The 23,063-nt window shown below is 52.4% G+C and carries 24 protein-coding genes, 1 tRNA gene and 1 riboswitch; of the genes, 13 read left to right on the plus strand and 12 right to left on the minus strand.

Annotated elements, in window-relative coordinates:
* On the plus strand, positions 1–102 hold a 102-nt coding region (locus BUA28_RS09910), incomplete at its 5' end, for a cytochrome c oxidase subunit 3 (protein ID WP_176767880.1).
* Between the two features lie 24 nt (positions 103–126).
* On the opposite strand, the gene BUA28_RS09915 is transcribed toward BUA28_RS09910, so the two are convergent.
* Positions 127–321: a twin transmembrane helix small protein gene (locus BUA28_RS09915; RefSeq protein WP_178298006.1), complete on the minus strand. Its 195-nt coding sequence runs from the start codon at positions 319–321 to the stop codon at positions 127–129.
* A 60-nt stretch (positions 322–381) separates the two neighbouring features.
* Here BUA28_RS09915 and BUA28_RS09920 point away from each other — a divergent pair, with 60 nt between their 5' ends.
* The 4 genes from BUA28_RS09920 to BUA28_RS09935 all read left to right on the plus strand — a co-directional run bounded on the left by BUA28_RS09920 (position 382) and on the right by BUA28_RS09935 (position 3,359).
* Positions 382–1,104, plus strand: coding sequence for an SURF1 family protein (locus BUA28_RS09920; RefSeq protein ID WP_072767968.1), 723 nt, complete (start codon positions 382–384; stop codon positions 1,102–1,104).
* On the plus strand, positions 1,073–1,678 hold the full coding sequence (locus BUA28_RS09925) for an SCO family protein (protein WP_072767969.1): 606 nt from the start codon (positions 1,073–1,075) through the stop codon (positions 1,676–1,678). Before BUA28_RS09920 ends, BUA28_RS09925 begins: the two co-directional genes overlap by 32 nt.
* A 138-nt stretch (positions 1,679–1,816) precedes the next feature.
* Positions 1,817–2,713 (plus strand): heme o synthase, encoded by an 897-nt coding sequence (gene cyoE, locus BUA28_RS09930; protein ID WP_072767970.1) that lies wholly within the window; start codon positions 1,817–1,819, stop codon positions 2,711–2,713.
* Between the two features lie 7 nt (positions 2,714–2,720).
* Complete coding sequence (locus BUA28_RS09935) at positions 2,721–3,359, plus strand: SCO family protein (protein ID WP_256598295.1); 639 nt, start codon at positions 2,721–2,723, stop codon at positions 3,357–3,359.
* An 85-nt stretch (positions 3,360–3,444) separates the two neighbouring features.
* On the opposite strand, the gene BUA28_RS09940 is transcribed toward BUA28_RS09935, so the two are convergent.
* The 3 genes from BUA28_RS09940 to BUA28_RS09950 all read right to left on the minus strand — a co-directional run bounded on the left by BUA28_RS09940 (position 3,445) and on the right by BUA28_RS09950 (position 6,091).
* The gene (locus tag BUA28_RS09940; protein ID WP_072768056.1) at positions 3,445–4,833 is read right to left on the minus strand and encodes an FAD-binding oxidoreductase; all 1,389 of its coding nucleotides are present in this window, start codon (positions 4,831–4,833) and stop codon (positions 3,445–3,447) included.
* 72 nt (positions 4,834–4,905) lie between these two features.
* Positions 4,906–5,487: a BON domain-containing protein gene (locus BUA28_RS09945; RefSeq protein WP_072767971.1), complete on the minus strand. Its 582-nt coding sequence runs from the start codon at positions 5,485–5,487 to the stop codon at positions 4,906–4,908.
* 265 nt (positions 5,488–5,752) lie between these two features.
* Complete coding sequence (locus BUA28_RS09950; protein ID WP_072767972.1) at positions 5,753–6,091, minus strand: YraN family protein; 339 nt, start codon at positions 6,089–6,091, stop codon at positions 5,753–5,755.
* Positions 6,092–6,191: 100 nt separating this feature from the next.
* Here BUA28_RS09950 and rsmI point away from each other — a divergent pair, with 100 nt between their 5' ends.
* The 4 genes from rsmI (at position 6,192) to BUA28_RS09970 (ending at position 10,802) form a co-directional block, all read left to right on the plus strand.
* Complete coding sequence (gene rsmI / locus BUA28_RS09955; protein WP_072768057.1) at positions 6,192–7,067, plus strand: 16S rRNA (cytidine(1402)-2'-O)-methyltransferase; 876 nt, start codon at positions 6,192–6,194, stop codon at positions 7,065–7,067.
* A gap of 296 nt (positions 7,068–7,363) precedes the next feature.
* Complete coding sequence (locus BUA28_RS09960; RefSeq protein WP_025042147.1) at positions 7,364–7,603, plus strand: thioredoxin family protein; 240 nt, start codon at positions 7,364–7,366, stop codon at positions 7,601–7,603.
* Between the two features lie 268 nt (positions 7,604–7,871).
* Positions 7,872–8,324, plus strand: a complete 453-nt coding sequence (gene sixA / locus BUA28_RS09965) for a phosphohistidine phosphatase SixA (RefSeq protein WP_072767973.1) — start codon at positions 7,872–7,874, stop codon at positions 8,322–8,324.
* 594 nt (positions 8,325–8,918) lie between these two features.
* Positions 8,919–10,802, plus strand: a complete 1,884-nt coding sequence (locus BUA28_RS09970; RefSeq protein ID WP_072767974.1) for a potassium transporter Kup — start codon at positions 8,919–8,921, stop codon at positions 10,800–10,802.
* 67 nt (positions 10,803–10,869) lie between these two features.
* Here the strand turns inward: BUA28_RS09970 and BUA28_RS09975 are convergent.
* Positions 10,870–10,946 (minus strand) — tRNA-Arg (locus BUA28_RS09975).
* A 194-nt stretch (positions 10,947–11,140) separates the two neighbouring features.
* Between BUA28_RS09975 and BUA28_RS09980 the strand changes: the two genes are divergently transcribed.
* Both BUA28_RS09980 and BUA28_RS09985 read left to right on the plus strand, forming a co-directional pair.
* Positions 11,141–11,716 (plus strand): c-type cytochrome, encoded by a 576-nt coding sequence (locus tag BUA28_RS09980; RefSeq protein ID WP_072767975.1) that lies wholly within the window; start codon positions 11,141–11,143, stop codon positions 11,714–11,716.
* A gap of 121 nt (positions 11,717–11,837) precedes the next feature.
* Complete coding sequence (locus BUA28_RS09985; RefSeq protein ID WP_072767976.1) at positions 11,838–12,665, plus strand: symmetrical bis(5'-nucleosyl)-tetraphosphatase; 828 nt, start codon at positions 11,838–11,840, stop codon at positions 12,663–12,665.
* Here BUA28_RS09985 and BUA28_RS09990 read toward each other — a convergent pair.
* From BUA28_RS09990 to gcvT, 7 genes are all read right to left on the minus strand, one after another.
* Positions 12,592–13,395 carry a lysophospholipid acyltransferase family protein gene (locus tag BUA28_RS09990; RefSeq protein WP_072767977.1) on the minus strand — a complete coding sequence of 268 codons (804 nt, stop codon included), beginning with the start codon at positions 13,393–13,395 and terminating at the stop codon, positions 12,592–12,594. The two genes, BUA28_RS09985 and BUA28_RS09990, sit on opposite strands and share 74 nt — an antisense overlap.
* An 84-nt stretch (positions 13,396–13,479) precedes the next feature.
* On the minus strand, positions 13,480–14,415 hold the full coding sequence (locus tag BUA28_RS09995) for a carbohydrate kinase family protein (protein ID WP_072767978.1): 936 nt from the start codon (positions 14,413–14,415) through the stop codon (positions 13,480–13,482).
* A 48-nt stretch (positions 14,416–14,463) separates the two neighbouring features.
* Positions 14,464–15,918: an aminomethyl-transferring glycine dehydrogenase subunit GcvPB gene (gene gcvPB / locus BUA28_RS10000; RefSeq protein ID WP_072767979.1), complete on the minus strand. Its 1,455-nt coding sequence runs from the start codon at positions 15,916–15,918 to the stop codon at positions 14,464–14,466.
* Positions 15,919–16,005: 87 nt separating this feature from the next.
* Positions 16,006–16,500 carry a thiol peroxidase gene (tpx, locus tag BUA28_RS10005; protein ID WP_072767980.1) on the minus strand — a complete coding sequence of 165 codons (495 nt, stop codon included), beginning with the start codon at positions 16,498–16,500 and terminating at the stop codon, positions 16,006–16,008.
* A 59-nt stretch (positions 16,501–16,559) separates the two neighbouring features.
* Positions 16,560–17,918, minus strand: a complete 1,359-nt coding sequence (gene gcvPA, locus BUA28_RS10010) for an aminomethyl-transferring glycine dehydrogenase subunit GcvPA (RefSeq protein WP_072767981.1) — start codon at positions 17,916–17,918, stop codon at positions 16,560–16,562.
* 72 nt (positions 17,919–17,990) lie between these two features.
* On the minus strand, positions 17,991–18,380 hold the full coding sequence (gene gcvH / locus BUA28_RS10015; RefSeq protein WP_072767982.1) for a glycine cleavage system protein GcvH: 390 nt from the start codon (positions 18,378–18,380) through the stop codon (positions 17,991–17,993).
* A 43-nt stretch (positions 18,381–18,423) separates the two neighbouring features.
* Positions 18,424–19,506: a glycine cleavage system aminomethyltransferase GcvT gene (gene gcvT, locus BUA28_RS10020; protein WP_072767983.1), complete on the minus strand. Its 1,083-nt coding sequence runs from the start codon at positions 19,504–19,506 to the stop codon at positions 18,424–18,426.
* Positions 19,507–19,546: 40 nt separating this feature from the next.
* Positions 19,547–19,655: riboswitch (glycine riboswitch) on the minus strand.
* A gap of 343 nt (positions 19,656–19,998) precedes the next feature.
* Between gcvT and BUA28_RS10025 the strand changes: the two genes are divergently transcribed.
* Together BUA28_RS10025 and gshA are read left to right on the plus strand one after the other, a co-directional pair.
* On the plus strand, positions 19,999–21,594 hold the full coding sequence (locus BUA28_RS10025; protein ID WP_072767984.1) for an AAA family ATPase: 1,596 nt from the start codon (positions 19,999–20,001) through the stop codon (positions 21,592–21,594).
* A 130-nt stretch (positions 21,595–21,724) separates the two neighbouring features.
* Positions 21,725–23,032, plus strand: a complete 1,308-nt coding sequence (gene gshA / locus BUA28_RS10030; protein ID WP_072767985.1) for a glutamate--cysteine ligase — start codon at positions 21,725–21,727, stop codon at positions 23,030–23,032.
* Positions 23,033–23,063: the final 31 nt, after the last annotated feature.

Below are 23,063 nucleotides of genomic sequence, written 5' to 3' on the forward strand. Positions count from 1 at the left end.
ACGCCGGAGAATCACTTCGGCTTTGAGGGCGTCGCCTGGTACTGGCACTTCGTGGACGTGGTCTGGCTGGGCCTGTTCATATTCGTCTACTGGCTCGTATAAGCAGGTACATCATACCGCCGGGTATTAATGACCCAGCGGTATGAATCCCAAATAGGTTCCCAGCATGAGCATGGCAAACAGAAAGACTGATAGTCCAATACGCAGGGTCAAGGACCTAACCGCACGTATGCCGTTTCCTTTATCCTTGATTACATAATATAGCGCGGACGCAAGGCTACCAAGGATAAAGAGGAGAAATAGAACGACGACAATTTTCAAGGTCAGTCCTGTAGTTATTGGGTCTGAGAACAAGTTTAGCCGAGTTCGGCATACTATCCAATGACTATTTTAGGCTGGCGATTCACGCCGAAATTATGGTCAACAATAGCAGCCACAGTCGGTATAGTAATCTTCATACAGCTTGGCAATTGGCAGCTTTCCCGTGCCGAGGAAAAGGAATCGCGGCAAGAACGGCTTGATCTACTTTCACGAGAACCTGCTGTCGCGGTGCCGGACATCCCGGTCAGGATCGAAGATTTTCAATATCGCCAGGTCGAGGCACGAGGCGAGTATGTGCCGGTACACACGATTTACCTCGACAATAAGATATTTCAGGGTATGGCTGGTTACCAGGTAATCACCCCATTGAGGATAGGTAAAAGCTCAATGCATATTCTGGTGAACCGAGGTTGGGCTCCAGCAAATCGGGACCGTAATAAATTGCCGGAAGCCCCCGCACCAAATGGCGAGGTGATTGTCTCAGGATTAGCAACGACAGCGACACAAAAAACCTTGGAGCTGTCAGCGGAAGTTGTATCGGGTAAAGTTTGGGAAAATCTTGACCTTGAGCGTTACCGGCGCGCTACGGGATTGATGCTGCAGCCGGTAATGATATTGCAAAAAGACGACGTGAAAGATGGCTTGGTGCGCCAGTGGGTGCGACCGGATTCGGGTGCTGCCAAGAATCTTGGATATGCGTTTCAGTGGTTTGCCATGGCGCTGGCTGTACTGATTATTTATTTGGTGTTAAGTGTCAAACGAAATCGCCCCAAGGAAAAATAGACGAACGCTGATTTTATTGCTACTGCTGTTTTGCGCGCCCATTATTGCTTCTTATGCACTGTTTTTCTCCAATGTGCGGCCTGACAGCGTTAATTATGGTGAGCTACTTGAAGTTAAACCTTTGACAGGGACCGCTTTAAATCAAACAGACCAGACGATTTTTCGCATGCGTCAAGTTCGCGGGAAATGGGCATTAGTATCAGTTGACTCCGGAAAATGCGATGAGCGATGCCGCGAAAAACTATATTACATGCGCCAGGTGCGCATGGTACAGAATGCTGAACGGGAACGAATAGAGCGGTTATGGCTGATTGATGATAATGAAGCCCCATCACCCGAACTCGCCGGTGACTTTGAAGGCACTTTATTTATTAATGCAAAGGATAGCGACCTGCTCAAAGCAATTCCTGCGAAGGCTTCCCAGCATGACCATATTTACCTTGTCGATCCTATAGGAAATCTTATAATGCGTTTTCCGAAAGATGTGGATCCATCAAAGATGGCGAAAGACATCAAGCGATTGCTCAAGGTTTCTCAATTGGAACATGCCATGGGGACGGATAAGCGTCACTGATCTGATATCCCCAGCGCAACGGAACATTGAAACGAAAGTCCGGATCATTGCAATAGCTGACGGATTCCGAGTTGCGCTGATCCCTCGAAGTCGGTAAGCGCAGGTATAGTACCTGCGCTGAATTAGGAGATGAACATTATGTCTACTACGAGCATTGCCTGGCAACAGACCGCCTCACGTATGCAACACTTCTATCGGTTGACGAAGCCTAGAGTTGTATCTCTTATCGTCTTTACCGCGGTTATCGGCATGTTTCTCGCAGTACCCGGTGCCGTTCCTTTAAACGCGCTGATATTTGGTACGCTGGGTATTGCGCTCGTAGCCGGCGCAGCTGCGGCAGTCAATTGCCTGGTCGAGCAAAAGATCGATGCGATAATGAATCGTACACGTGGCCGACCATTGCCCCAGGGAACGGTTACGTCGCCTGAAACCTTGTTTTTTCTTGCGTTGATCGGCGGAGCCGGATTGCTCATGCTTCACCAGTTGGTAAATCCGCTAACCATGTGGCTTACCCTGGGGACATTTGTCGGATACGCGATTATATATACCGTCATACTGAAGCCCAACACGCCGCAAAACATCGTCATCGGCGGTGCTTCCGGCGCTATGCCGCCTGTGCTTGGCTGGGCGGCGGTGACAGGCGAAGTGTCCTCGGACGCGCTGCTTCTTTTTCTTATAATCTTCGCCTGGACGCCGCCACATTTTTGGGCGCTGGCGCTGTACCGCAAGCTTGAATACGCGAAGGTGGGGATGCCGATGCTCCCGGTTACTCATGGCGATCAGTTCACGCGCTTGCATGTCCTGCTATACACGCTGATACTCATCGCCGTCACATTGATGCCTTATGCGACGCAGATGAGCGGGCTCATCTATATTACCGGTGCTTTGGTATTGGATGCGGTATTTCTGTACTACGCAGTAAAAATATACCTCGATTATAGCGATCAGCTCGCGCGCCAGGCGTTTCGTTATTCGATCTGGTATCTCGCTGCACTATTTACGGTATTGCTTGTGGATCATTACATCAGGTTATAGCAAGCGTGTGAGACCCTTGCAATTCAATTCCCTGCAATTCAATTCGCGCACGATATGGCCAGCGGCGGTAACGCTTCTGGCCGCTCTCCTGCTCACAGCCTGTAGTAACGGCAACGCCCCAAAACCCACATTTCTCTCGACGGATATTACCAACGCCGGCTTCGGTGCCGATTTCGACCTGGTCGACCATACCGGCAAAATGCGTACGCTTGCGGACTTCAAGGGTAAAGCGGTAGTAGTATTTTTTGGCTATACCCACTGCCCTGATGTATGCCCGGCCACAATGGGCAAACTTGCGACTGCGATGAAAGAGCTCGGCCCGGAGGCATCTCGTGTTCAGGTATTATTCATTACCGTGGATCCTGAACGTGATACTGCGCCGGTGCTCAAGGAATACCTGTCCGCGTTTGATCCAACCTTTCTTGGTTTATATGGCGATGACCGGGCGACGAAAAAGGTCGCAAAAGAATTCAAGGCCATTTATCAAAAACAGGAGGGAGAATCCCCCGGACATCACACCATGGATCACTCTACCGGCACCTATATCTATGACACAAAGGGAAAGCTTCGGCTATACGTGAGCAGTGAGAAGGACGCTGATGTTTTTGCCCATGATCTTTCCGAGCTATTGAGAACGACAAGTTAGCACGCCTGCACCACAAGCTGATTCAGCTCCAGATTTCCACTAGTATGACAGTCGAAATAAGCTCAGGTTAAGGAAATATCGCAACTTAGGGAAATAGCTTTCCCGGATTTAGTATATTGTTGGGATCAAACACCCGTTTGATCGCTTTCATCAGCGTTATCGTTGGCGCATCGATCTCCTTCCCGACAAACGCGCGTTTTTCGCTGCCCACCCCATGCTCGCCTGAAAGCGTGCCATTGAGTTCGATCACCAGATCGAATATATCGTTCAGACATTTTTCCGCACGGCTCATCTCGTCGGCGCATTCCGGATTCACGAGCAAGTTGACATGAATATTGCCATTGCCCGCGTGACCAAAATTGACATTGGCAATGTGATATCTACCGCTCAGTTGCATCAACCCGTCGAGAAATCGAGGTAGTGTTGAAACCGGTACAACCACATCCTCATTAATCTTCTTGGGCGCAATATCGCGCAGTAACGGAGATAATGTTTTACGGGCTAGCCATAAACTCGCGGTATCCGCTGATTCCTCCGCATGGATGAGCCCTTCGTTGCGACATGCAGAAAGAATCGCCGCCCGCGATTCCGAAATATATTGCTCGGACCCATCCATTTCAATCATCAGCATCGCGCTGGCGTCAGGCGGCAGCATATCGGGGAATCGGCTACGTATCAGGTTGAGCGACCCGGCGTCCAGGAATTCAAGCGCGCTGGGCGTCTGCGGCAGCGCCATCACCCGGACTATCGCTGCGGCACAGCTCGCAAGGTCCCGGTAATGCGCAGTGAGCCCGCCATAAGATTGAGGGAGCGGGGTAAGCTTAAGTGTTGCTTCCGTAATAACGGCCAGCGTACCTTCCGACCCTATTAAAAGTCGCGTGAGATCATAGCCCACTACGCCTTTGGTGGTATAACAACCCGTCCGGATTATGTCTCCCGCGCCGGTAACGGCCTTGAGCCCAAGCACGTGATCGCGTGTCGTCCCATATTTGACGGCATGTGGCCCTCCCGCGGAGGTCGCCAGATTTCCCCCTATGCTTGAGTAGCCCGCACTCGACGGATCGGGCGGCCAGAAGTAGCCGTGGGGCCTCGCCGCCTCCTGTACCGATTGATTGATAACGCCGGGTTCTGCCACAATCACACGATTGGCGGGGTCGATGTTGATAATGCGTAACATCCGCTCCAGGGATAACGCCACCCCGCCCTGTTCAGGAAGGCTTCCGCCCGAGGTGCCGGTGCCGCGTCCACGTGGCGTTAGCGGAATTTTAAAGTCATTACAAAGCGACACTATAGCCTGTACTTCCGCGGTGGTAACCGGAAATACCACCGCATCCGGCGGAAAGATCTTTCGCGTGTTGTCATACGCATAGGCATAACAATCCACCGGATCCGTATATATCCGATCCGCCGGAAGCAGACTGACAAGTTTGGCGACGAAATCAGGCGTAATTACAAGAGACCTCTTATCACCCATATCACCCAACGGCTCCGCCTTTCCATCTTGAAAAAGCACAAGTATCCTGCTTGGCCAAACTTTCCCAAAAGCTTAATCCAGGTACTCGAAAACTTTCACAACCTTCCGAACACCACTTGTAGATCGCGCAATGTTCACCGCACTGTCTCCCTCCCTTACCTTTACAAGGCCCAGCAGATAAACCACAGCATCCTCAGTAACGACTTTAACGTGGTTGACCTGAAACTCCCCGCTATCCAGAAAACGCGCCTTGACCTTGGACGTCAGCAATGCATCGTTGCTGCGGGAAGCAAACGAACTTACGTCACCTATCGCGATCTCATTGGTGACTTTCCGTACGTTCTGCACGCCCGTCACCAGTTTTCCAATCTCCTTTTTCAATCCCTCGGTCGGAGCCTCGCCTGTAAGCAGCACGTTACGATTGAAGCTGGTGACGTTGACATTGACATCTCCACCCATCTTTTCGCTGATCCGTCGGCCGCTCTTAAACTCAATCCCCTCATCCTCCACGAACATACCACTGGTGCGCCGATCCTGCGACACCGCAGCCCCCGCGCCAACACCCGACACCACGCCGGCCGCAACTAGCACAGCACAGCCCGAAATGAACGGAAACAGCAATATCAGCAACCACTTCAAATTACGATTAAGCATTCATACCCCTAATAAAAAAGAATAACCGCATCAGTATCATGCGGTCCAGTTCCAGCAATTTCCAACCAATTTGTGGCTTAACCCAAAAAACACCACACAACTCCCACGTCGGCTCTTCGTATTACATACGAAATAGCTCAATAGGGTAAATAAAATCCGAAAAAAACCTCATTCAATTTGAAGTCGCTCGTCCGAACCGCGATCCATATCAGTCAAATTAATAAACCAAGCAAACACATGCCGTTCCATCACGCGCTATATGCTGCTATTCTCCAAATGCGTTCCTGATCCACTCAACCTCTTTTCCGCCCTGACCCGATAATAATACCGCATCGAAACGGCAGGACGGCTCGAACTTCAGAGCAGCAAGATAGTGGCGCGCCGCACATAATAATTTTTTCCGCTTCACAAAAGTTATGCTACCCGCCGCGCCACCAAAGGCGCGATTTGTACGCATACGGACCTCAACGAATACCAGTGTCGTACCATCTTGCATAATGAGATCAATTTCGCCAAAGCGGCAACGATAATTCCTTTGGAGCAAAACAAGATCATGGCGCAGAAGATACGCTTCTGCATAGCGCTCCGCCTCGCTCCCATTCAATTTGAATGTTCCATATATGTACCGCGCAGTTAATCAAATGTCGATAAACGATATATTTTACAATACTCCGCATCCCAGCAATCAGCCCGACCACTGCAAAATGCAATCAAAGGAATTACCCTCGCCGGGCACGTTATATATTGTAGCCACACCGATAGGAAACCTGCGCGACATCACCCTGCGTGCGCTGGACATACTTTCGGCAGTGGATGTGATGGCCGCAGAGGATACTCGCACAACCGCCAATTTGCTGAGGCATTATTCGATAAATAAAAAGATGATGGCCTTGCATCGCCACAATGAAAACGCCACGGTGGACAAGGTTGCCAGTTTGTTGTCACGAGGGCAATCAGTGGCGCTCGTTACCGATGCCGGCACCCCGGGAATCTCCGACCCCGGGGGAATTCTCGTTAAGCTGATACGGGAACAGGGATATAAAGTGGTACCAGTCCCTGGCCCCAGCGCGGCAGTGTGTGCTCTCTCGGCAGCAGGAATCACCGCTCCCCATTTTCTATTTTATGGTTTTCTCCCAGCCAGCGGTGGGCCGCGACGGCGGGAGCTGGAAGCGTTGAAATCACAGCCATATACCATCATATTTTACGAGGCGCCTCACCGCATTCTTGAGTGCCTAACCGACCTGGTTGAGGTACTGGGTGATCAAAGACGAATCACGATTGCGAGAGAATTGACAAAATTATTCGAGACGATCCATAGTTGCGAACTGCGCGACGCATCGGCCTGGCTCCAGGCAGATCCCAATCGTCAAAAGGGCGAGTTCGTACTGCTAGTGTCAGGCGCAGTAGCGCCGAACCCGGCGGAATTACCCGAACAGGCGCAACATATATTGAAGCTGTTGTTGCGCGACTTGCCGCTTAAACATGCAGTAACGTTATCTGCGGAGATCAGTGGCGAAAGCAAAAATACGCTGTATTCGCAAGCTCTTCTACTACAACGGGAGCAAAATCAACAAAAATAGTGATCGGTCCCGTCAACGTCAGCCAGCGCCCTCGGCCTGGCGGACGCTAATTGCGGAAAAAACATGGATGTGAACCAAGGCGTTCCAATCAGTAATCCCAGCACTTAAACCAGCAGGAGTTCCCAATACTTCATCCGTCCCTGATAGGACGTCATAAACTCAGGTCAAGCATAATCCTGATGAGGCTGGCGCAAGGTTGGGGCAGCGACTATAATACCCGGTCGCATGGTAACATCAACTGGTTCTTGCGAACGTGGGCAGCCCCCACTGACATTTAATTTTTTGGAGAGTCGACTATGAAAACACCTGCTACCTTTTATCACGCTGGCTGTCCTGTATGTGTCGAAGCCGAGCGGCAGATTGCTGACGCTCTGGACACCGACCGTTACGAGGTTGAACTCGTGAATCTCGGCGAGCAAAAGGATCGTATCGCGGCTGCTGAAGCGGCTGGCGTCAAGTCGGTGCCCGCAATTGTCATCAACGGCGCACCTTTCCACATCAACTTTGGCGCACCGATGTCGGCATTGAAGTCCTAATTGCCGGGAATGGCGGGCGAACTGCTCGCCATTTGCATAATATTTCCCATTATAAAACACGATATAACGCTACTCCCCGTCGCTCAAACCAAAGCTCCCATCCTCAGCATTTCCCTTTCCTTAAGCGCCCCTGTCTGGCGAACACCCGATTTTTTTTGAAATCCTTAGCATGGCCGAGCATATAGTATGCCGGTAGAAAGTCGAGTTTCTTCTATACTGAGAAAATATCAGGAGTATTATCATGTCGACCATACCCGAGGGAGGAACAATGGAACTCATTCTATGGCGCCATGCCGAAGCTGAGGATGGTTCTCCGGATACTGCGCGAGAACTGACCGATAAAGGGGTGAAACAAGCGCGCGCGATGGCAGAATGGCTGAAGCCAAGGCTACCCAAAAACACGCGCGTGATAGTTAGCCCAACTGTGCGGACTCAACAGACTGCTGCCGCGCTTGACGAGGATTTTGAAACTGTCAAAGAGATTGGGCCTGCCGCGTCGGCGAAAGCAGTTCTTGCAGCCGCTGGCTGGCCAGAAGCCAAAGGCGCAGTCGTGGTGGTGGGCCATCAACCCACGCTAGGGGAAGTGGCAGCGGTGCTTATATCCGGCGAGCCCGCAGGATGGCCCATGCGCAAGGGTGCGATATGGTGGTTCAGCCACAAAACGAAGGGAGGCGTAGAGGAGACGATTTTACGCGCCAGTATTTCACCCGACATGCTGTGACATGGTTAACGGCTGATCTTAAAAAAGAAGCTCGCGCCACTTACCGATCATGACCCGGAGACGGGCCGTTAGATACCTAGCCTGCGATCAAATAGCCATGCTTGTCATGGAATCTCCAGGGTTTACGAGGCATCAGCCTGTTCTGCACCTCAGGTGGAATAAAGTGTAGGGGAGAGCGCCGACCTCGGTACGGTAGCATTACAAGATGCTGGCTATCAATTAGCTGGATAGGAAGGACAGCAAAGCAAAACATTCGCTTTCTTGCAGCATCGGTGAAATTTCCGCTTCCGAGCACCGCAACAGGCCGCTTGTGCTGGCTGCATGGGGGTCGTGTACAATGCATCCACGTGCCGGCGCGACCGGTAATCATTAAATCAATTACATCCGGTACCGAACAGCCGTCCTGGATATCGGGTGCAGGAAGTTAGCTCCTCCAGGCGTCCGAATTTAACAAACGTACACAGTGCCTTTATAGTCGCAAAAATCCCCTTGAGTTTTCGCGACTTTTTGCTTCATATACGACACCCCACCCACTGTTTTTTTCTCATCAGGTAACCGCGCATTCCGGTATACCCAATCAAGACCCGCCAAAATATGGAACCAAAAAAAACCGCCAGCCGCCAATCCCTTGGTCTGCTGAGCCTGGCTGCGCTCGGCGTCGTCTATGGGGACATCGGTACAAGTCCCCTATACGTCATGAAGACTGTTTTTGACCCTGCCCATGGACTTGCCGTCAACGAAGGCAATGTAATCGGCGTCATCTCGCTCATTTTTTGGGCACTCATGATTGTGGTCTCGCTTAAGTACATCACTTTGATTTTGCGAGCGGACAATCATGGGGAGGGCGGCATCATGGCGTTGCTATCGTTAGCGAGCTCCTCGGTCGCAGGTCGTCCACGGCTGCGCAATTTCCTGTTTCCCATCGGCGCGTTCGGTGCCGCGCTATTCTTCGGCGACGGCGTCATTACCCCGGCGATCTCCGTATTGAGCGCCGTGGAAGGACTGGAAGTCGCAACTCCCCTACTCAAACCCTACGTACTTCCCATAACGTTGATTGTGCTGATCGCGCTTTTTTTGCTGCAGCAGCGCGGCACAGGAGGCATTGGTACCCTATTCGGACCGGTGACCCTCATATGGTTCACTACCTTGGGACTCGCCGGCCTCGCCAACATTGCTGTTGCGCCACAGATATTGGCAGCGTTTAATCCTATTCATGCCCTCGCCTTTTGCCTCAACAATGGTTGGCTGGCGTTTATTGCTTTCGGCGCCGTGGTGCTGGCGGTGACGGGGGGAGAGGCACTCTATGCCGATATGGGGCACTTTGGGCCGAAGCCGATTCGGGTGGCATGGTATGGATGCGTCCTTCCCGCGCTTACACTAAACTATCTTGGGCAGGGAGCGCTTGTGCTCTCCAATCCGCTGGCAATCGCCAATCCTTTTTTCCTGCTTTTTCCCTCCTGGGCTCTCTACCCCGCAGTAGGGCTGGCTACCGCAGCGACAGTGATTGCGTCGCAAGCCGTTATTTCCGGGGTTTTTTCGGTGACCAGACAGGCGATACAGCTGGGATTCCTGCCGCGCATGCAGATCAAGCATACTTCGGATCGAACGATCGGCCAGATCTATATTCCCTTCGTCAATTGGATGCTGCTGGCAGCCGTGATCATGGCGGTACTCGGGTTTGGCTCGTCATCCAGTCTTGCGTCCGCCTACGGTGTCGCCGTGACCGCTACCATGGTAATTGAAACCATACTTACTTTTTTCGTACTTCGTTATGCCTGGAATTACCCGTGGCTGCTATGCGTTCTGGCGACCGGATTCTTCCTGACGATCGATACAGTATTTTTTGCCGCCACCATTCTAAAAATCGCTCAAGGGGGCTGGTTTCCGCTAGCAATTGGAGCAGTTATCTATTTTGTCATGGTTACGTGGAATCGCGGGCGCCGCATCCTGGTTGATCACTTGCGCTCGGCGGCAATACCACTCCTGCCGTTCCTCGAGTCACTGACTGCGCATCCGCCGGTGCGCGTGGCGGGTACGTCGGTTTTCTTGACGGCTGATCCAAATGGGGTGCCACACGCGCTTTTACATAACCTTGCCCATAACCAGGTCTTGCACGAGCGCGTAGTGTTTTTGACTGTAACGTATATTGAAACTCCCTGGGTTCCAGCAGACGAGCGAATATCCGTAAAGCCATTAGTGGAAAACTGCTACCAGATTACCGTTCGATACGGCTTCAAGGATGAACCCAACCTGCCGTATGCGCTCGAACTATGTGAGCCTTATGGGCTTGTGTTCGAGCAGCTTAAAACGTCGTTTTTTCTTAGTCGCGAGATCGTAGTGCCGAGTCCCGGGGCTGGAATGGCGATGTGGCGGGAACGCGTTTTTGCAACCATGGCGCGCAACGCCAGCAATGCTGCCGAATATTTCAAACTACCTGCAAATCGTGTTCTTGAGCTAGGCGCGCGGGTTGAGATATGACGGTATTCAGAATGGGTTATTCAGCAAATAGCTTGCACGGCGTGGGAAAAAGGAACGATTTCAGGAATGGCGCGCCCAACACGATTCGAACGTGTGACCCCCGCCTTCGGAGGGCGGTACTCTATCCAGCTGAGCTATGGGCGCTAATATAGATAAGCTTGTCGACTAAAGGAATCTCGGGTAGCCCTCCATCTTTGCTAGTGACGTGCTTCGACAAGAACTAATCCAGGACCCGGGCGATAGGATAGCTTTTTTTAAACCCCGCGTCCAACGTAACAAATCACTTTTTGCTTCGGTAGGCGTGAACCTATACAATAATCACTTTACCTGGAGTTATCGTGAGCGCCGCAGAAGACGAAGAGCATTCCTCGATTATTAAAACACCAAAACAATTGATGGTGGTCGTTCTAGCCGCTTTCGTGTTTCCTGTTCTGATTATTTGGCTATTGGGGAAGTATGTTACTGGAGATGTCCCGATAGACCAAAACAGTCGTGCTTTTTCCAATGAAACTGTGGCGCAACGCTTGAAGCCGGTGGGTGAACTGGTGCTTGCAAGTGATACTTCGCAGTCTGGAGCGCAATCTGGTGAAGGAACCGGCGAACCAGCGAGCGCGGTAGCTCCTCCTCCGGCAACGAGTGCGGCAGCTGCTCCAGTAGCAGATGCGGAAGGTCCGGAAAAAATAAAAGCAATCTACACCGCTAGCTGCGCTGCCTGTCACACCACTGGGGCCGCCGGCGCGCCCAAGCTGGGCGATAATGCTGCATGGAGCGCCCGAATCAAGGCTGGCAACGAGACACTCTACAACAGCGCACTTAAGGGAAAAAATGCGATGCCCCCCAAAGGCGGAAATGCGAGCCTCTCCGATGCCGACGTGAAAGCGGTAGTCGATTACATGGTGAGCCAGTCAAAGTGAATCTCTGAGCAATTTCGATAGTAAGATAAAGGGCGATAGGTAAATTACATATCGCCCTTATTTTTATGAAGAATGCCCGCGTTTGTGTATCTGATCTGCCGGAATTATTAATTCCGTAAATATGGCTACGTTCGCGATAGGTGATCTGCAAGGTTGTTATCAGGAGTTTCAGGAGCTCCTTGAGCTAATTCGTTTTGACCCTGCAGAGGACAAGCTGTGGCTGGTGGGGGATATTGTCAACCGGGGTCCAGATTCGCTGGCTGTGTTGCGCTTCGTCAGAGGGTTAAAAGATGCAGCAATAATGGTCTTGGGCAATCATGATCTGCATCTACTCATGGTGGCCGAAAGATGCGTCAACCTTCATCGGAATGATACATTAAATGATATTCTCGATGCGCCTGACAGGGATGAGCTGCTCCATTGGCTGCGGCACCAGAAGTTGCTGCATGCGGATGGTAATTATGTCATGGTGCACGCGGGTTTATTGCCTTCCTGGAGCGTCGCGCAAGCTTCGCTCCAGGCGAAAATAGTGGAGACTGCGCTTCGCAGTCCGGATTTCCACGAACTTTGCCGCCATATGTATGGGAACCAGCCTGACTATTGGGACAACGGCTTGGAAGGTTATGAGCGTCTGAGAGTGGTAATCAACGCCATGACACGCATGCGTGTATGCACTGCGGACGGAAAAATGGATTTTGACTACAAGGGTTTGATGCAGGACATTCCAGCCGGTTACCTGCCATGGTTCGATATGCCCAATCGCGCCAGCCGCGAAGCGATTATCGTCTGCGGGCATTGGTCTGCGCTGGGGCTGCAAATCAGGGATAACTTGATAGCGCTCGACACAGGTTGCCTGTGGGGCGGAAGCCTTACCGCTATTCGCCTTGAAGATCGGCGGATTTTTCAGGTGTCTTGTGCGGCAGGGGAAGGGATAAGGCATCTGCAATAGCATGCTCCGCACCTCGCGCAAGTTCTCGCCGGTTTTTCCCGCTGCTGTTGATCGGGTCGGCGAAAATCAGTTCCAAGTCAATCCACGGTTGACTTAATATCTGCCGTAACGATTCCAATAGCGAAATCTTGACGTATGGCACTGCCTTGCTGATTTCTCCTGTCGTGTCCGTATAACGTATCGCCACCGGATAAACCAGCGCTGCAACCATTACCGCGGGTTGCAACAGCGATGCATGAAAATGGCGAAGCAAAGTACCATCGCTGGTAGTGCCTTCGGGGAATACCGCAACGCGATCGCCAATTGTTAAAGCATCCCCGATATGTTCATTTATCCGGGCGGTATCGCGGCGTTTTGTGCGTTCAATGAACAAGGTGCCCACGTTACGGCTCAACCAGCCGAACAGAGGCCAGTCTCGAATTTCAGCCTTGGCTACAAAACGTGCGGGACATACAGCTATGAGCGCATGCACGTCCACCCAGGAAACATGATTCGCCGCCAACATCACGCGCTGCGTTCCGGCGCCGGGCGGGGTGCCGCGGCAGTGCAATCGGATACATAGAATCGCGAGCAATCCGGCGCACCAGTTTTGCGCCATACGCCTTTGTGCTGCCTGACCAAGATGTGGGTAAATCGCGGATTGAACCAGACCCGAAACGATATGCAACAACAGGCGGACGGAGCGAAAAACCTGTATCAGCCGACTATTGGTATTGATTTCGTTTTTCATGTCATTATTATTGCATCAATAATGACACGCTGCCTCAGCAGCAGCGCCAGGTACTTTTTTCGGTCGGTGTCATTGCGCCTCCCGTTATAGTATGCGGCTACCGAAAATTTCAAAGTATCGCTGGTCTATTTCATCCCGGGTGAAGCTGTGATTCTGGCCACCGCGCTCGGCAATTTTCAACGCGCCCATCAGGGAGCCAAGCTGCCCGGTGCTCTGCCAATCCATTCCATTAGTAATTCCGTAAAGCAGGCCTGCGCGAAAAGCGTCACCACATCCGGTGGGGTCCACCAGTTTATCTGCCCTGACGCTCGGGATCTCAATTTGTTGACCATCAGAATAAATTACTGACCCTTCACCGCCTTTTGTGACAATAAGTCCCTTCACATGTTTCGCCAGCGCTTCCAGCGAACATCCGGTACGCTCACGCAGCAATTGACCCTCGTAGTCGTTAACAGCTACGTAATCCGCCTTGTGAACAAAATCCAGAAGTTCTTCCCCGTTGAACATGGGTAATCCCTGACCCGGATCGAACATGAATGGAATGCCGGCTTCATGAAACTCGCGTGCATGCTGGACCATGCCGTCGCGCCCATCCGGGGCAACGATGCCGAGGCTTGCGGTTTTTGCGTCCGCTACGTGATTTTCATGAGAAAAATTCATCGCACCCGGATGAAAGGCGGTTATCTGGTTGTCCGCCAGATCGGTTGTAATGAATGCTTGCGCGGTAAATATACCCGGAATGCGGCGTATATGAGTTTGCACAAGGTCCAGGCTCGTTAACCGATACGAATATGGTTGATAGTCATCCCCAACGGTTGCCATGATGAGCGGCTTGCCGCCTATCATTTTCAGGTTGTAGGCGATATTGCCGGCGCAGCCACCGAATTCTCTTCGCATATCCGGTACCAGAAAAGCCACATTCAGAATATGGATTTTTTCGGGCAGGATATGGTTCTTGAAATGGTCGTTAAACACCATAATGGTGTCGTAGGCAATAGAGCCGCAAATAAGTGTATTCATGGGCCTGATGGATGGTAAAGGTTTACGTGCTTCAGATCGAAACGACCATCAAGCGCTGTGTTGTTTCCATACTAGATCCAGTTCCCGCGCGGCCTTTACGTCGTCCAGCCTGCGCACGGGGGTCGTATGCGGCGCATTTTTTACCAAGTCTGGCTGAGAGTGTGCTTCTTCCAGGATTTCCTTCATCGCAGCGACAAATGCATCAAGCGTTTCCTTGGATTCAGTCTCAGCCGGTTCGATCAGCATGCATTCCGGCACCAGAAGCGGAAAATAGATGGTAGGGGCATGGTAACCCTTGTCCAGCAGGCGCTTGGCTACGTTCATCGCGGTTACGCCTGTACTTTCCTTCAAGTCTTTCAATGTGACAATAAACTCATGGCTGGCTCGGCGGTTCGGGTAGGCAATCTCGAAACCTGCCTTGCTCAGTTCCGCCATCAGGTAATTTGCATTAAGCGCAGCGAACTCGGCCACGCGATGCATTCCTTCCGCACCGAGCAGACGCACGTAGATATAGGCCCTGAGCAGCACCCCCGCGTTACCCATATGCGCTGAAAGTCTGCCGATGGATTGCGGTATCTCCTTTTCCGTAAGCCAGCGATAAAGTCCGTTTTCGAGTGCTACCACCGGTACAGGCATGAATGGCAATAGCCGGGGGGCAACCCCGACCGGCGCTGACCCGGGGCCGCCGCCGCCGTGAGGCGTTGAAAAAGTCTTGTGCAGATTGATGTGAATGACGTCGAACCCCATATCCCCGGGCTTCACCTTGCCGAGTATGGCGTTCAGGTTCGCGCCATCGTAATAAAGCAATCCACCTACCTCGTGGACGATTTTGCTCATCTCAGCCACGTTTTTTTCGAACACGCCAAGCGTCGAAGGATTGGTCAGCATCAACCCTGCCGTTTGCGGACCCACCGCTGCCTTCAGCGCTTCCATATCCACGTCGCCGTCTTTGTCAGTGGGTATTTCCACCACCTTATAGCCGCACATGACCGCTGTGGCGGGGTTGGTCCCGTGCGCTGCATCGGGAACGATGATTTCAGTGCGGGCGGAATCGCCGCGCGACTCATGATAAGCGCGAATCATCGATATCCCGATCAATTCGCCCTGTGCCCCGGCCATAGGCGTAAGACATACTCCAGCCATGCCGGTTACATCTTTCAGGATTTCCTGAAGCTCGTACATGCAGGCAAGAAATCCCTGACCGGTACTTTCCGGCGCCCGCGGATGCCGCGCCAGAAATTGAGTCAGCATCGCAAGCGAGTTGCATGCTCGAGGGTTATATTTCATGGTACAGGAGCCAAGCGGATAGAACTGCGTGTCTATCGAGAAATTCTTTTGCGACAAGCGGGTGTAATGACGCACAGCGTCCATTTCAGACACTTCCGGCAGCAGCGGCGGCGCTTTACGCATCAGGTTTTCCGGAATGCCGGCTATCTCCGCACTTGTTGCCGGGGATTGAGAGTAATTGCGCCGTCCGGGGCGCGAGTGTTCAAATATCAACATAGTGAAATCCGATTCTTTGCAGTAAATACTTATTGAAAGGGGGTCCCGCCAATACGGGTTGGCTCGTCGCGTCGTCGGTATCCGGGCCTATTGCAGAGCAGCCAGGGCGGCATCATAGTTGGGCTCATCCTTGATTTCCGGTACGAGTTCAGCATAAATTACCTTATCGTTCTCATCCAGCACCACGACGGCCCGGGCAGTGACCCCAGCCAACGGACTATCGGTAATCGCCACGCCATAATTTTTCATGAATTCGGAACCGCGCATGGTCGAAAGCGTTACCACTTTGTCCAACCCTTCGATATCGCAGAAGCGGCTCATTGCAAAAGGCAGGTCGGCAGCGATTATCAGCACCACTGTATTAGCCATATTGCTGGCTTTTTCATTGAACTTGCGGGTCGACATGGCACAGACCGGAGTATCCAGGCTAGGGACAATGTTGAGTACTTTTTTCTTGCCGGCAAAATCAGCCAGCGTCACATCCTTCAGATCCTTGTTTACCAGCGAGAACGCCGGCGCCTTTTCACCGATTTTCGGAAAATTACCTTCAACTTTAATCGGATTGCCGGCTAAGGTGACCATATTGTTGCTCCTTGTGTGAGGGCGATATCGGTTCGAGTGGTTGAGAGTCAACTGACGAGTTACAAATTATCGATGGCATTCGCCAACTTCTCGGTGTAATTTTCCAGATCAGCAGATGTTTTGGTCTCCGTGGCGCATACGAGCATCGCACTGCCAAGCTCCGGGTAATATTCGTCCAGATTCAGCCCGCCCAATATCCGCTGGTTTTTTAGCGCCTGCAATACATCCTTGGCCGGCGCGGGTAGGGAAATCACTGTTTCGTGAAATAATGGCCCGCTGAAAATTCTTTTAACGCCCTTGCAGTTCTCCAGTTTTTCCAGCAAAGCCAGCGTATTCGCATGAGACTGCGCGGCGATGCGTCGCAACCCTTCCGGCCCCGTCAGGGATAGGTAAATGGTGGCCGCAGTGACCATCAATCCTTGATTGGTACATATGTTCGATGTAGCCTTGGATCGCCGGATGTGCTGTTCACGCGCCTGAAGCGTGAGCACAAAACCGCTCTTGCCGTCCAGGTCCGTCGTGCGCCCGATAATACGCCCCGGCATCTGGCGTACCAACGCCTGTTTGCAGGCCATGAAGCCGAAATAGGGTCCGCCGCTCGAAAGTGGAATTCCCAATGGCTGGCCTTCACCCACCGCCACATCAGCGCCCTTCTCGCCCCATTCGCCGGGGGGAGTGAGTATGGCGAGCGCCATGGGATTGACTACGGCAATAGCCAGTGCGTTTTTGCTGTGAGCCCAATCGGTGAGGGCATCGACCTCTTCGAGCACGCCAAAAAAATTGGGCTGGGGAATGACCAGCGCAGCAAATTCTTCCTTGCCAAACTCGTCCAGCGCTTCAACCAGAGTCTGGCCAGATTGCTTGCAATAAGGTAGCTCAACGACGTCGATACCCTGGTTTTTGACGATGGCCCGAACCACGCTGCGATAAACGGGATGAACGGTCGTCGGCATCAGAATACGGCGTGAGGATTTGTGAGAGCGCACCGCCATCAATGCCGCTTCCGCCAGCGCGGAGGCGCCGTCGTACATGCTTGCATTGGACACATCCATGCCTGTCAGCGACGCCATTATCGTCTGGTATTCATAGAGCAATTGCAGCGTGCCCTGGCTGGCTTCGGCTTGATAAGGGGTATAAGAGGAGTAGAACTCGCCGCGAGTGGTTATTTGCCATACCGCCGCCGGGATGTGGTGCTCATAGGCGCCCGCGCCTATGAAATTGAGATACCGCCCATCCATCTCGGCGCGTTCCAGCATCAGCCGCGATACTTCCATTTCGCTCAAACCTGGGGGCACACGTTCCAGGCTACCAGTCTTGAGGGCGGCGGGAATTTCATCGAACAGCTCATCAATGGTGTTTGCGCCGATACTCGCAAGCATCGTATTTATATCTTCTTCAGTATGGGGAATGAACGGCATATTTTTTCCGCGAAATCATTGAGTGAACGGTAAACCTGATAAATAACCTCGAAAATAACCTCGAGTTATTTATCAATCGCCGTCGGCTTCGAGTATTTTTTGATACCCTGCATAATCGAGCAGATTATTCAGCTCGCCGGCATTTTCCGGTTTTAGCTTGAAGAGCCAGGCCGAGTAAGCATCCTGATTTATCTTCTCGGGAGTTGATTCAAGCTCGGGGTTGACAGCGATTACCTCTCCTGAAATGGGTGCGTATACGTCAGACGCAGCCTTTACCGACTCGACAACGGCACATTCTTCTCCCCGCTTGAGTTTGCGCCCCACGTTAGGCGTTTCCACGAAGACCATGTCGCCCAGTAACTCTTGAGCGTGCTGGGTAATGCCGATGGTTGCCGTGCCATCATCTTCGAGCCTCACCCATTCGTGGGATTTGGTGTATTTCAAATTGTTTTGGATACTCATGTCTTCACTCCAGAATTAAATGACAACCGCGTTGCCGTCAATATCAAACCAGGATTTTGCCATTTCGCACGAACGGGTATTTCACCACCTTCGCTCTCAGCATCTTGTCCCGCACTACGACTTGCACTTCATCTCCGGGGGAGACGCTTAGCGGCAGGCGTGCCAGCGCGATAGATTGTTCAAGCGTGGGGGAAAAGCCGCCACTGGTAATTTCACCTTCATTCTGATCGGGGTGCGTCATCACTTTCTGATGACTGCGCAATACGCCCCGATCCAATAATATCAAACCGATGAGTTGTTGTTTTACCGGCTTTTCCAGAAGCGCCTGCTTACCGATAAAATTACGATCGCTTTTCAACTCGACCGTCCAGCCCAACCCCGATTCCAGCGGGTTGGTAGTATCATCCATATCCTGGCCGTAAAGGTTCATGCCCGCCTCAAGCCGTAAGGTGTCGCGCGCGCCTAATCCTGCCGGCGCTACGCCTGCAGCATGAAGCGCATTCCAGAATTCTACGGCATCAACCGCCGGCAGCATGATTTCAAAGCCATCCTCCCCGGTGTAGCCGGTACGGGCGATAAAATATTTATCAAAAAAAACTGCCTGGAACAGCTTGAGATTCTCCGTTTCCGCCTGAGACCCCGCAATGACTTGCCAAACCTTGGCACGAGCCTCAGGCCCCTGTACCGCGATCATGGCCAGATCACGACGTGGAATAATTTCAAGTCCGGGAGCAATCTCATCACGGCGCGCCAGGATCCATGCCAGATCCGTGTCGGCAGTGCCTGCATTGACGACCATGCGGAAATGCGATTCTGTGAGAAAATAAATGATGAGATCATCTATTACCCCACCCTCGGGATTCAGCATGCAGGAATAGAGTGCTTTGCCGGACTGTGTCAGTTTGTCCACATTGTTGGCGACCAGCCGCCGCAGGAACTCACGTGCAGTCTCGCCCTTGATATCAAGGGCCAGCATATGGGACACGTCGAACATGCCCGCATCGCTGCGCACCCGGTGATGTTCGTCAAGCTGGGAGCCATAGTGCAAAGGCATATCCCAGCCGCCGAAATCGACCATCTTGGCCTTCCTGTCGCGGTGGGTTTGATTAAGGGAAGTTGCTTTCAAAGATCGATACCTCAAAAAAAAGGGTGAAGTCACGTCATGACTTCACCCCTCTGTCCTTTTTACCTGAGAGATTACGGAATATCTGTTTCTCTATTCCGTCTGCCCCTTCGGTGGCCAACTCAATGCCGGCGCTCTCCAGATTGCCTTTTCACAAGCGGTTCTCAGGGATCAGGATGACCTGCTCCACGCCTGAGCGATTCCGGGGGGTTGCGCCTTCGGCGGCGACGATGAAACCGACGCACTCTTCCGCTTGGATATAAATAAATAGCAGACTCGAACTATACTCCAGCAGCCGGGATCAAGACAAGGCATATCACATGGCCAAACTGTTCTTGCCTGCAATTCTAAGTAAGCGAATCAATGCGTTTTGACTTTAAAATGGTATCTTATTCAAGCCCGGCAGCGATTAAATTCGAACCTTTGTGCTGCTTTTATCCAGACGAGGCAGCGATTTATCCATGATAACGGGGCGTTATGAACGCGAGGTAAAAAATGTATCCTGGCCACTTTGGGTTTTCTGAGCAGCCCTTTGCCGATTCATCAGTCACCGATTTTTTTTACGAGGGAGCCAACCGGGGCGCGACGCTGGACGCGCTCATTTATGTGCTTACACATGGTGAGGGGGTAGAGGGCATCATTCAGGTCATCAGCGCTGACGGCAGCGGTAAAACCACGCTATGCCGGTCACTGATAAAGCGATTGCCTGCACAAATGCAAGCTGTTTATCTCGCCAAGCCGGATTTTTCACGAGAAGAATTTCTCCATTCGATCATGAATGAGTTAAATCCCGGAGGCACTGAAAGCGCTACTACCGCTGTGCGGGCCACTGTTGCGATAGAAGACCTGCAACGTACGCTGACCGAGAAACATGCCAACGGCGGACAAGTCGTGTTACTCGTAGATGAGGCTCATACCCTGTCTGCGGAAGTGCTTGAAGAGGTACTGGCCCTGTATGACCTGGAATCGCCCCGTCACAAGTTGCTTCAAATCGTCCTGTTTGGCCAGGTCGAACTTGAAAACAAGTTGGCTTCGCCACAGATGCGCAAGCTTAACGATCGCGTCACTCATCGCTTTGCCCTGCAGCCTTTTAATACTAAAGCAGTTGAAGAATATCTCGTGCGCCGCATGGGTACGGCGGGCTATCCCCACGCCGATATTTTTTCTGCTAAGGCGGCAAAATTGATTTCAAGGGCTTCCGGCGGGCTTGTTCGACAAATAGACATTCTCGCGGATAAATCCCTCCTGGCGGCATCAATCGCCGAAACCCGCGGAGTAGATGCGCGTCATGTCAACGCAGCCGTTGAGAATTCAGGAATAAAGCGCAGCGCCAGCGGCGAAAGCTGGCGACAATGGCGAGTTTTTCTGGGCCACTGCACAGTGGATGCGGTGGCCGTGTTTTCTACGGTCGCGGTCGTAGCGCTGGGCGTGTTGGGCTGGCATGATATTCGCTCTCCTTCGCCGGAGATTACCTCGCTAGTTGCTTCGATGCCGCTTGAAGCAACAACGCCGGCGCCCGTTTCGATTCCCGCACCCGAGCCCGTATATTCCACGATGGTCACAGCGATTCCTCCCAGCACTCCCCCTTCAGTTTCAGCGCCTGCAGCAGCTTCTTCCGGCATTTCTCGCTCAGTTTCGGCAGTTGCTTCTACGCCTGCTCCTCCCGAAGCTGTGGCAGGGATAGCACCTTCCGCAGAGAATAAGCCCGCCGCCGAGATCGGGCAACGCAGCACTGCCAGAACGCATATTGCCGGCGTTGAGCTGGCGGGAAATGCATTGCTGGAGCAGCGACTTGAAGCGACAACCAACCTCATGCGCAAGACGGACAAGAATTTCTATACGATCCAGCTGTTCGCCACCGAAAACATACAGCCCGACCGTATGGAACGATTTCTGCTACGTGCACGGAGTCAGGTTGATTTATCCGATCTCTATGTCCACCCGGTAAGTAACGGGGATCAGGCGAAGTTTATCGTCACCTATGGCATTTATCCCAGCCGTGACGAAGCTGACGCGGCGGTGGCAGGGCTTCCAGAGAAATATCAAAGCTCGTTTCAACCGGCCTTGTTTGCCTTGAGCGACCTCCACTGATGCCGTATTCGTATGGAAATTTCCAAATGCTTGTGTTTTCGATATTCACGGCGCGGCCATTTCCAATAGCCGCGGGCGCGGCAATACGTGATGCTACAATGGTAACTGTCCGTTAAACATCATTTTACTCATGCCCGCTCCCTATCTTGCCACTGCCTTGACCGGCCCGATCCTTGATCTGGAGACATGCATCATCAATGCCATGCCCACCATTGAGCACTGGCTGAGCAATGAGTGGCAAAGGCAGGCAGTGCCGTTTTATTGCTCCGTGGATTTACGCAACAGCGGGTTCAAGCTGGCACCCGTGGACACCAACCTGTTCCCCGGCGGTTTCAACAATCTCAACCCTGAATTTTTGCCGTTGTGCGTACAGGCAATGATGGCGGCAGTTGAGAAAATATGTACCGGCGCGCGCAGTGTGCTGCTGGTACCGGAAAACCACACGCGCAATATTTTTTACCTGCAAAACCTGGGAGTGTTGCAAGCCATCATGCGCCATGCCGGCATGGATATTCGCATTGGCACCTTGTTACCAGAGATTACCGCAGCCACTGTGATCAATTTGCCCGATGGCGGCAAGCTTACGCTGGAACCGATACAGCGCAGAGGGGATCGCGTGACGATAGCAGGCTTTGACCCGTGCGTCGTGCTCCTCAACAACGATCTCTCGACAGGCATACCGGCAATTCTGCAAAATCTCGAGCAGACCGTCGTTCCACCCCTTCGCGCAGGATGGGCAACCCGACGCAAATCGCAGCATTTCGCAGCTTACGACAACGTGGCGCGAGAATTCGCCGACCTGATCGGCATCGACCCGTGGCTCATCAATCCTTATTTTGCCGCTTGCGGCAAGATCAATTTTCGCGAAAAGAAAGGCGAAGACTGCGTAGCAAATACCGTAGACGAGATCCTGAGCGACATTCGGGAAAAATATGTGCAATATGGCGTCAAGGAAGACCCCTTCGTCATTGTCAAGGCCGATGCCGGCACCTATGGCATGGGTATCATGACCGTGAAAGATGGTGCCGAAGTCCGCGCGCTTAACCGTAAGCAGCGCAACAAGATGGCGGTCGTGAAAGAGGGCTTGCAGGTGACGGAAGTCATGGTGCAGGAAGGCGTATACACGTTCGAGAGCATTAATGAAGCGGTAGCCGAACCTGTAATATATATGATCGATCGTTACGTGGTGGGCGGATTCTACCGGGTCCACACCAGCCGTGGAATCGACGAGAACCTCAATGCTCCAGGTATGCAGTTCGTACCATTAGCCTTTGAAGATACCTGTCTTATGCCAGATCGTGAAGCCCGGCCAGGTTGTAGCCCCAACCGATTTTACGCTTATGGCGTGATAGCGCGCCTTGCGTTGCTCGCGGCAGCGCAAGAGCTGGAAAAAAGCGAAGGGCGAATCGAGGCTTTGTCGCTTAGCGTGACGCCATAATTCCTTCTTCAACCATTTCATCAGAATACTG

It is taken from the genome of Nitrosospira sp. Nsp11 (assembly GCF_900142705.1).
Taxonomy (GTDB): domain Bacteria; phylum Pseudomonadota; class Gammaproteobacteria; order Burkholderiales; family Nitrosomonadaceae; genus Nitrosospira.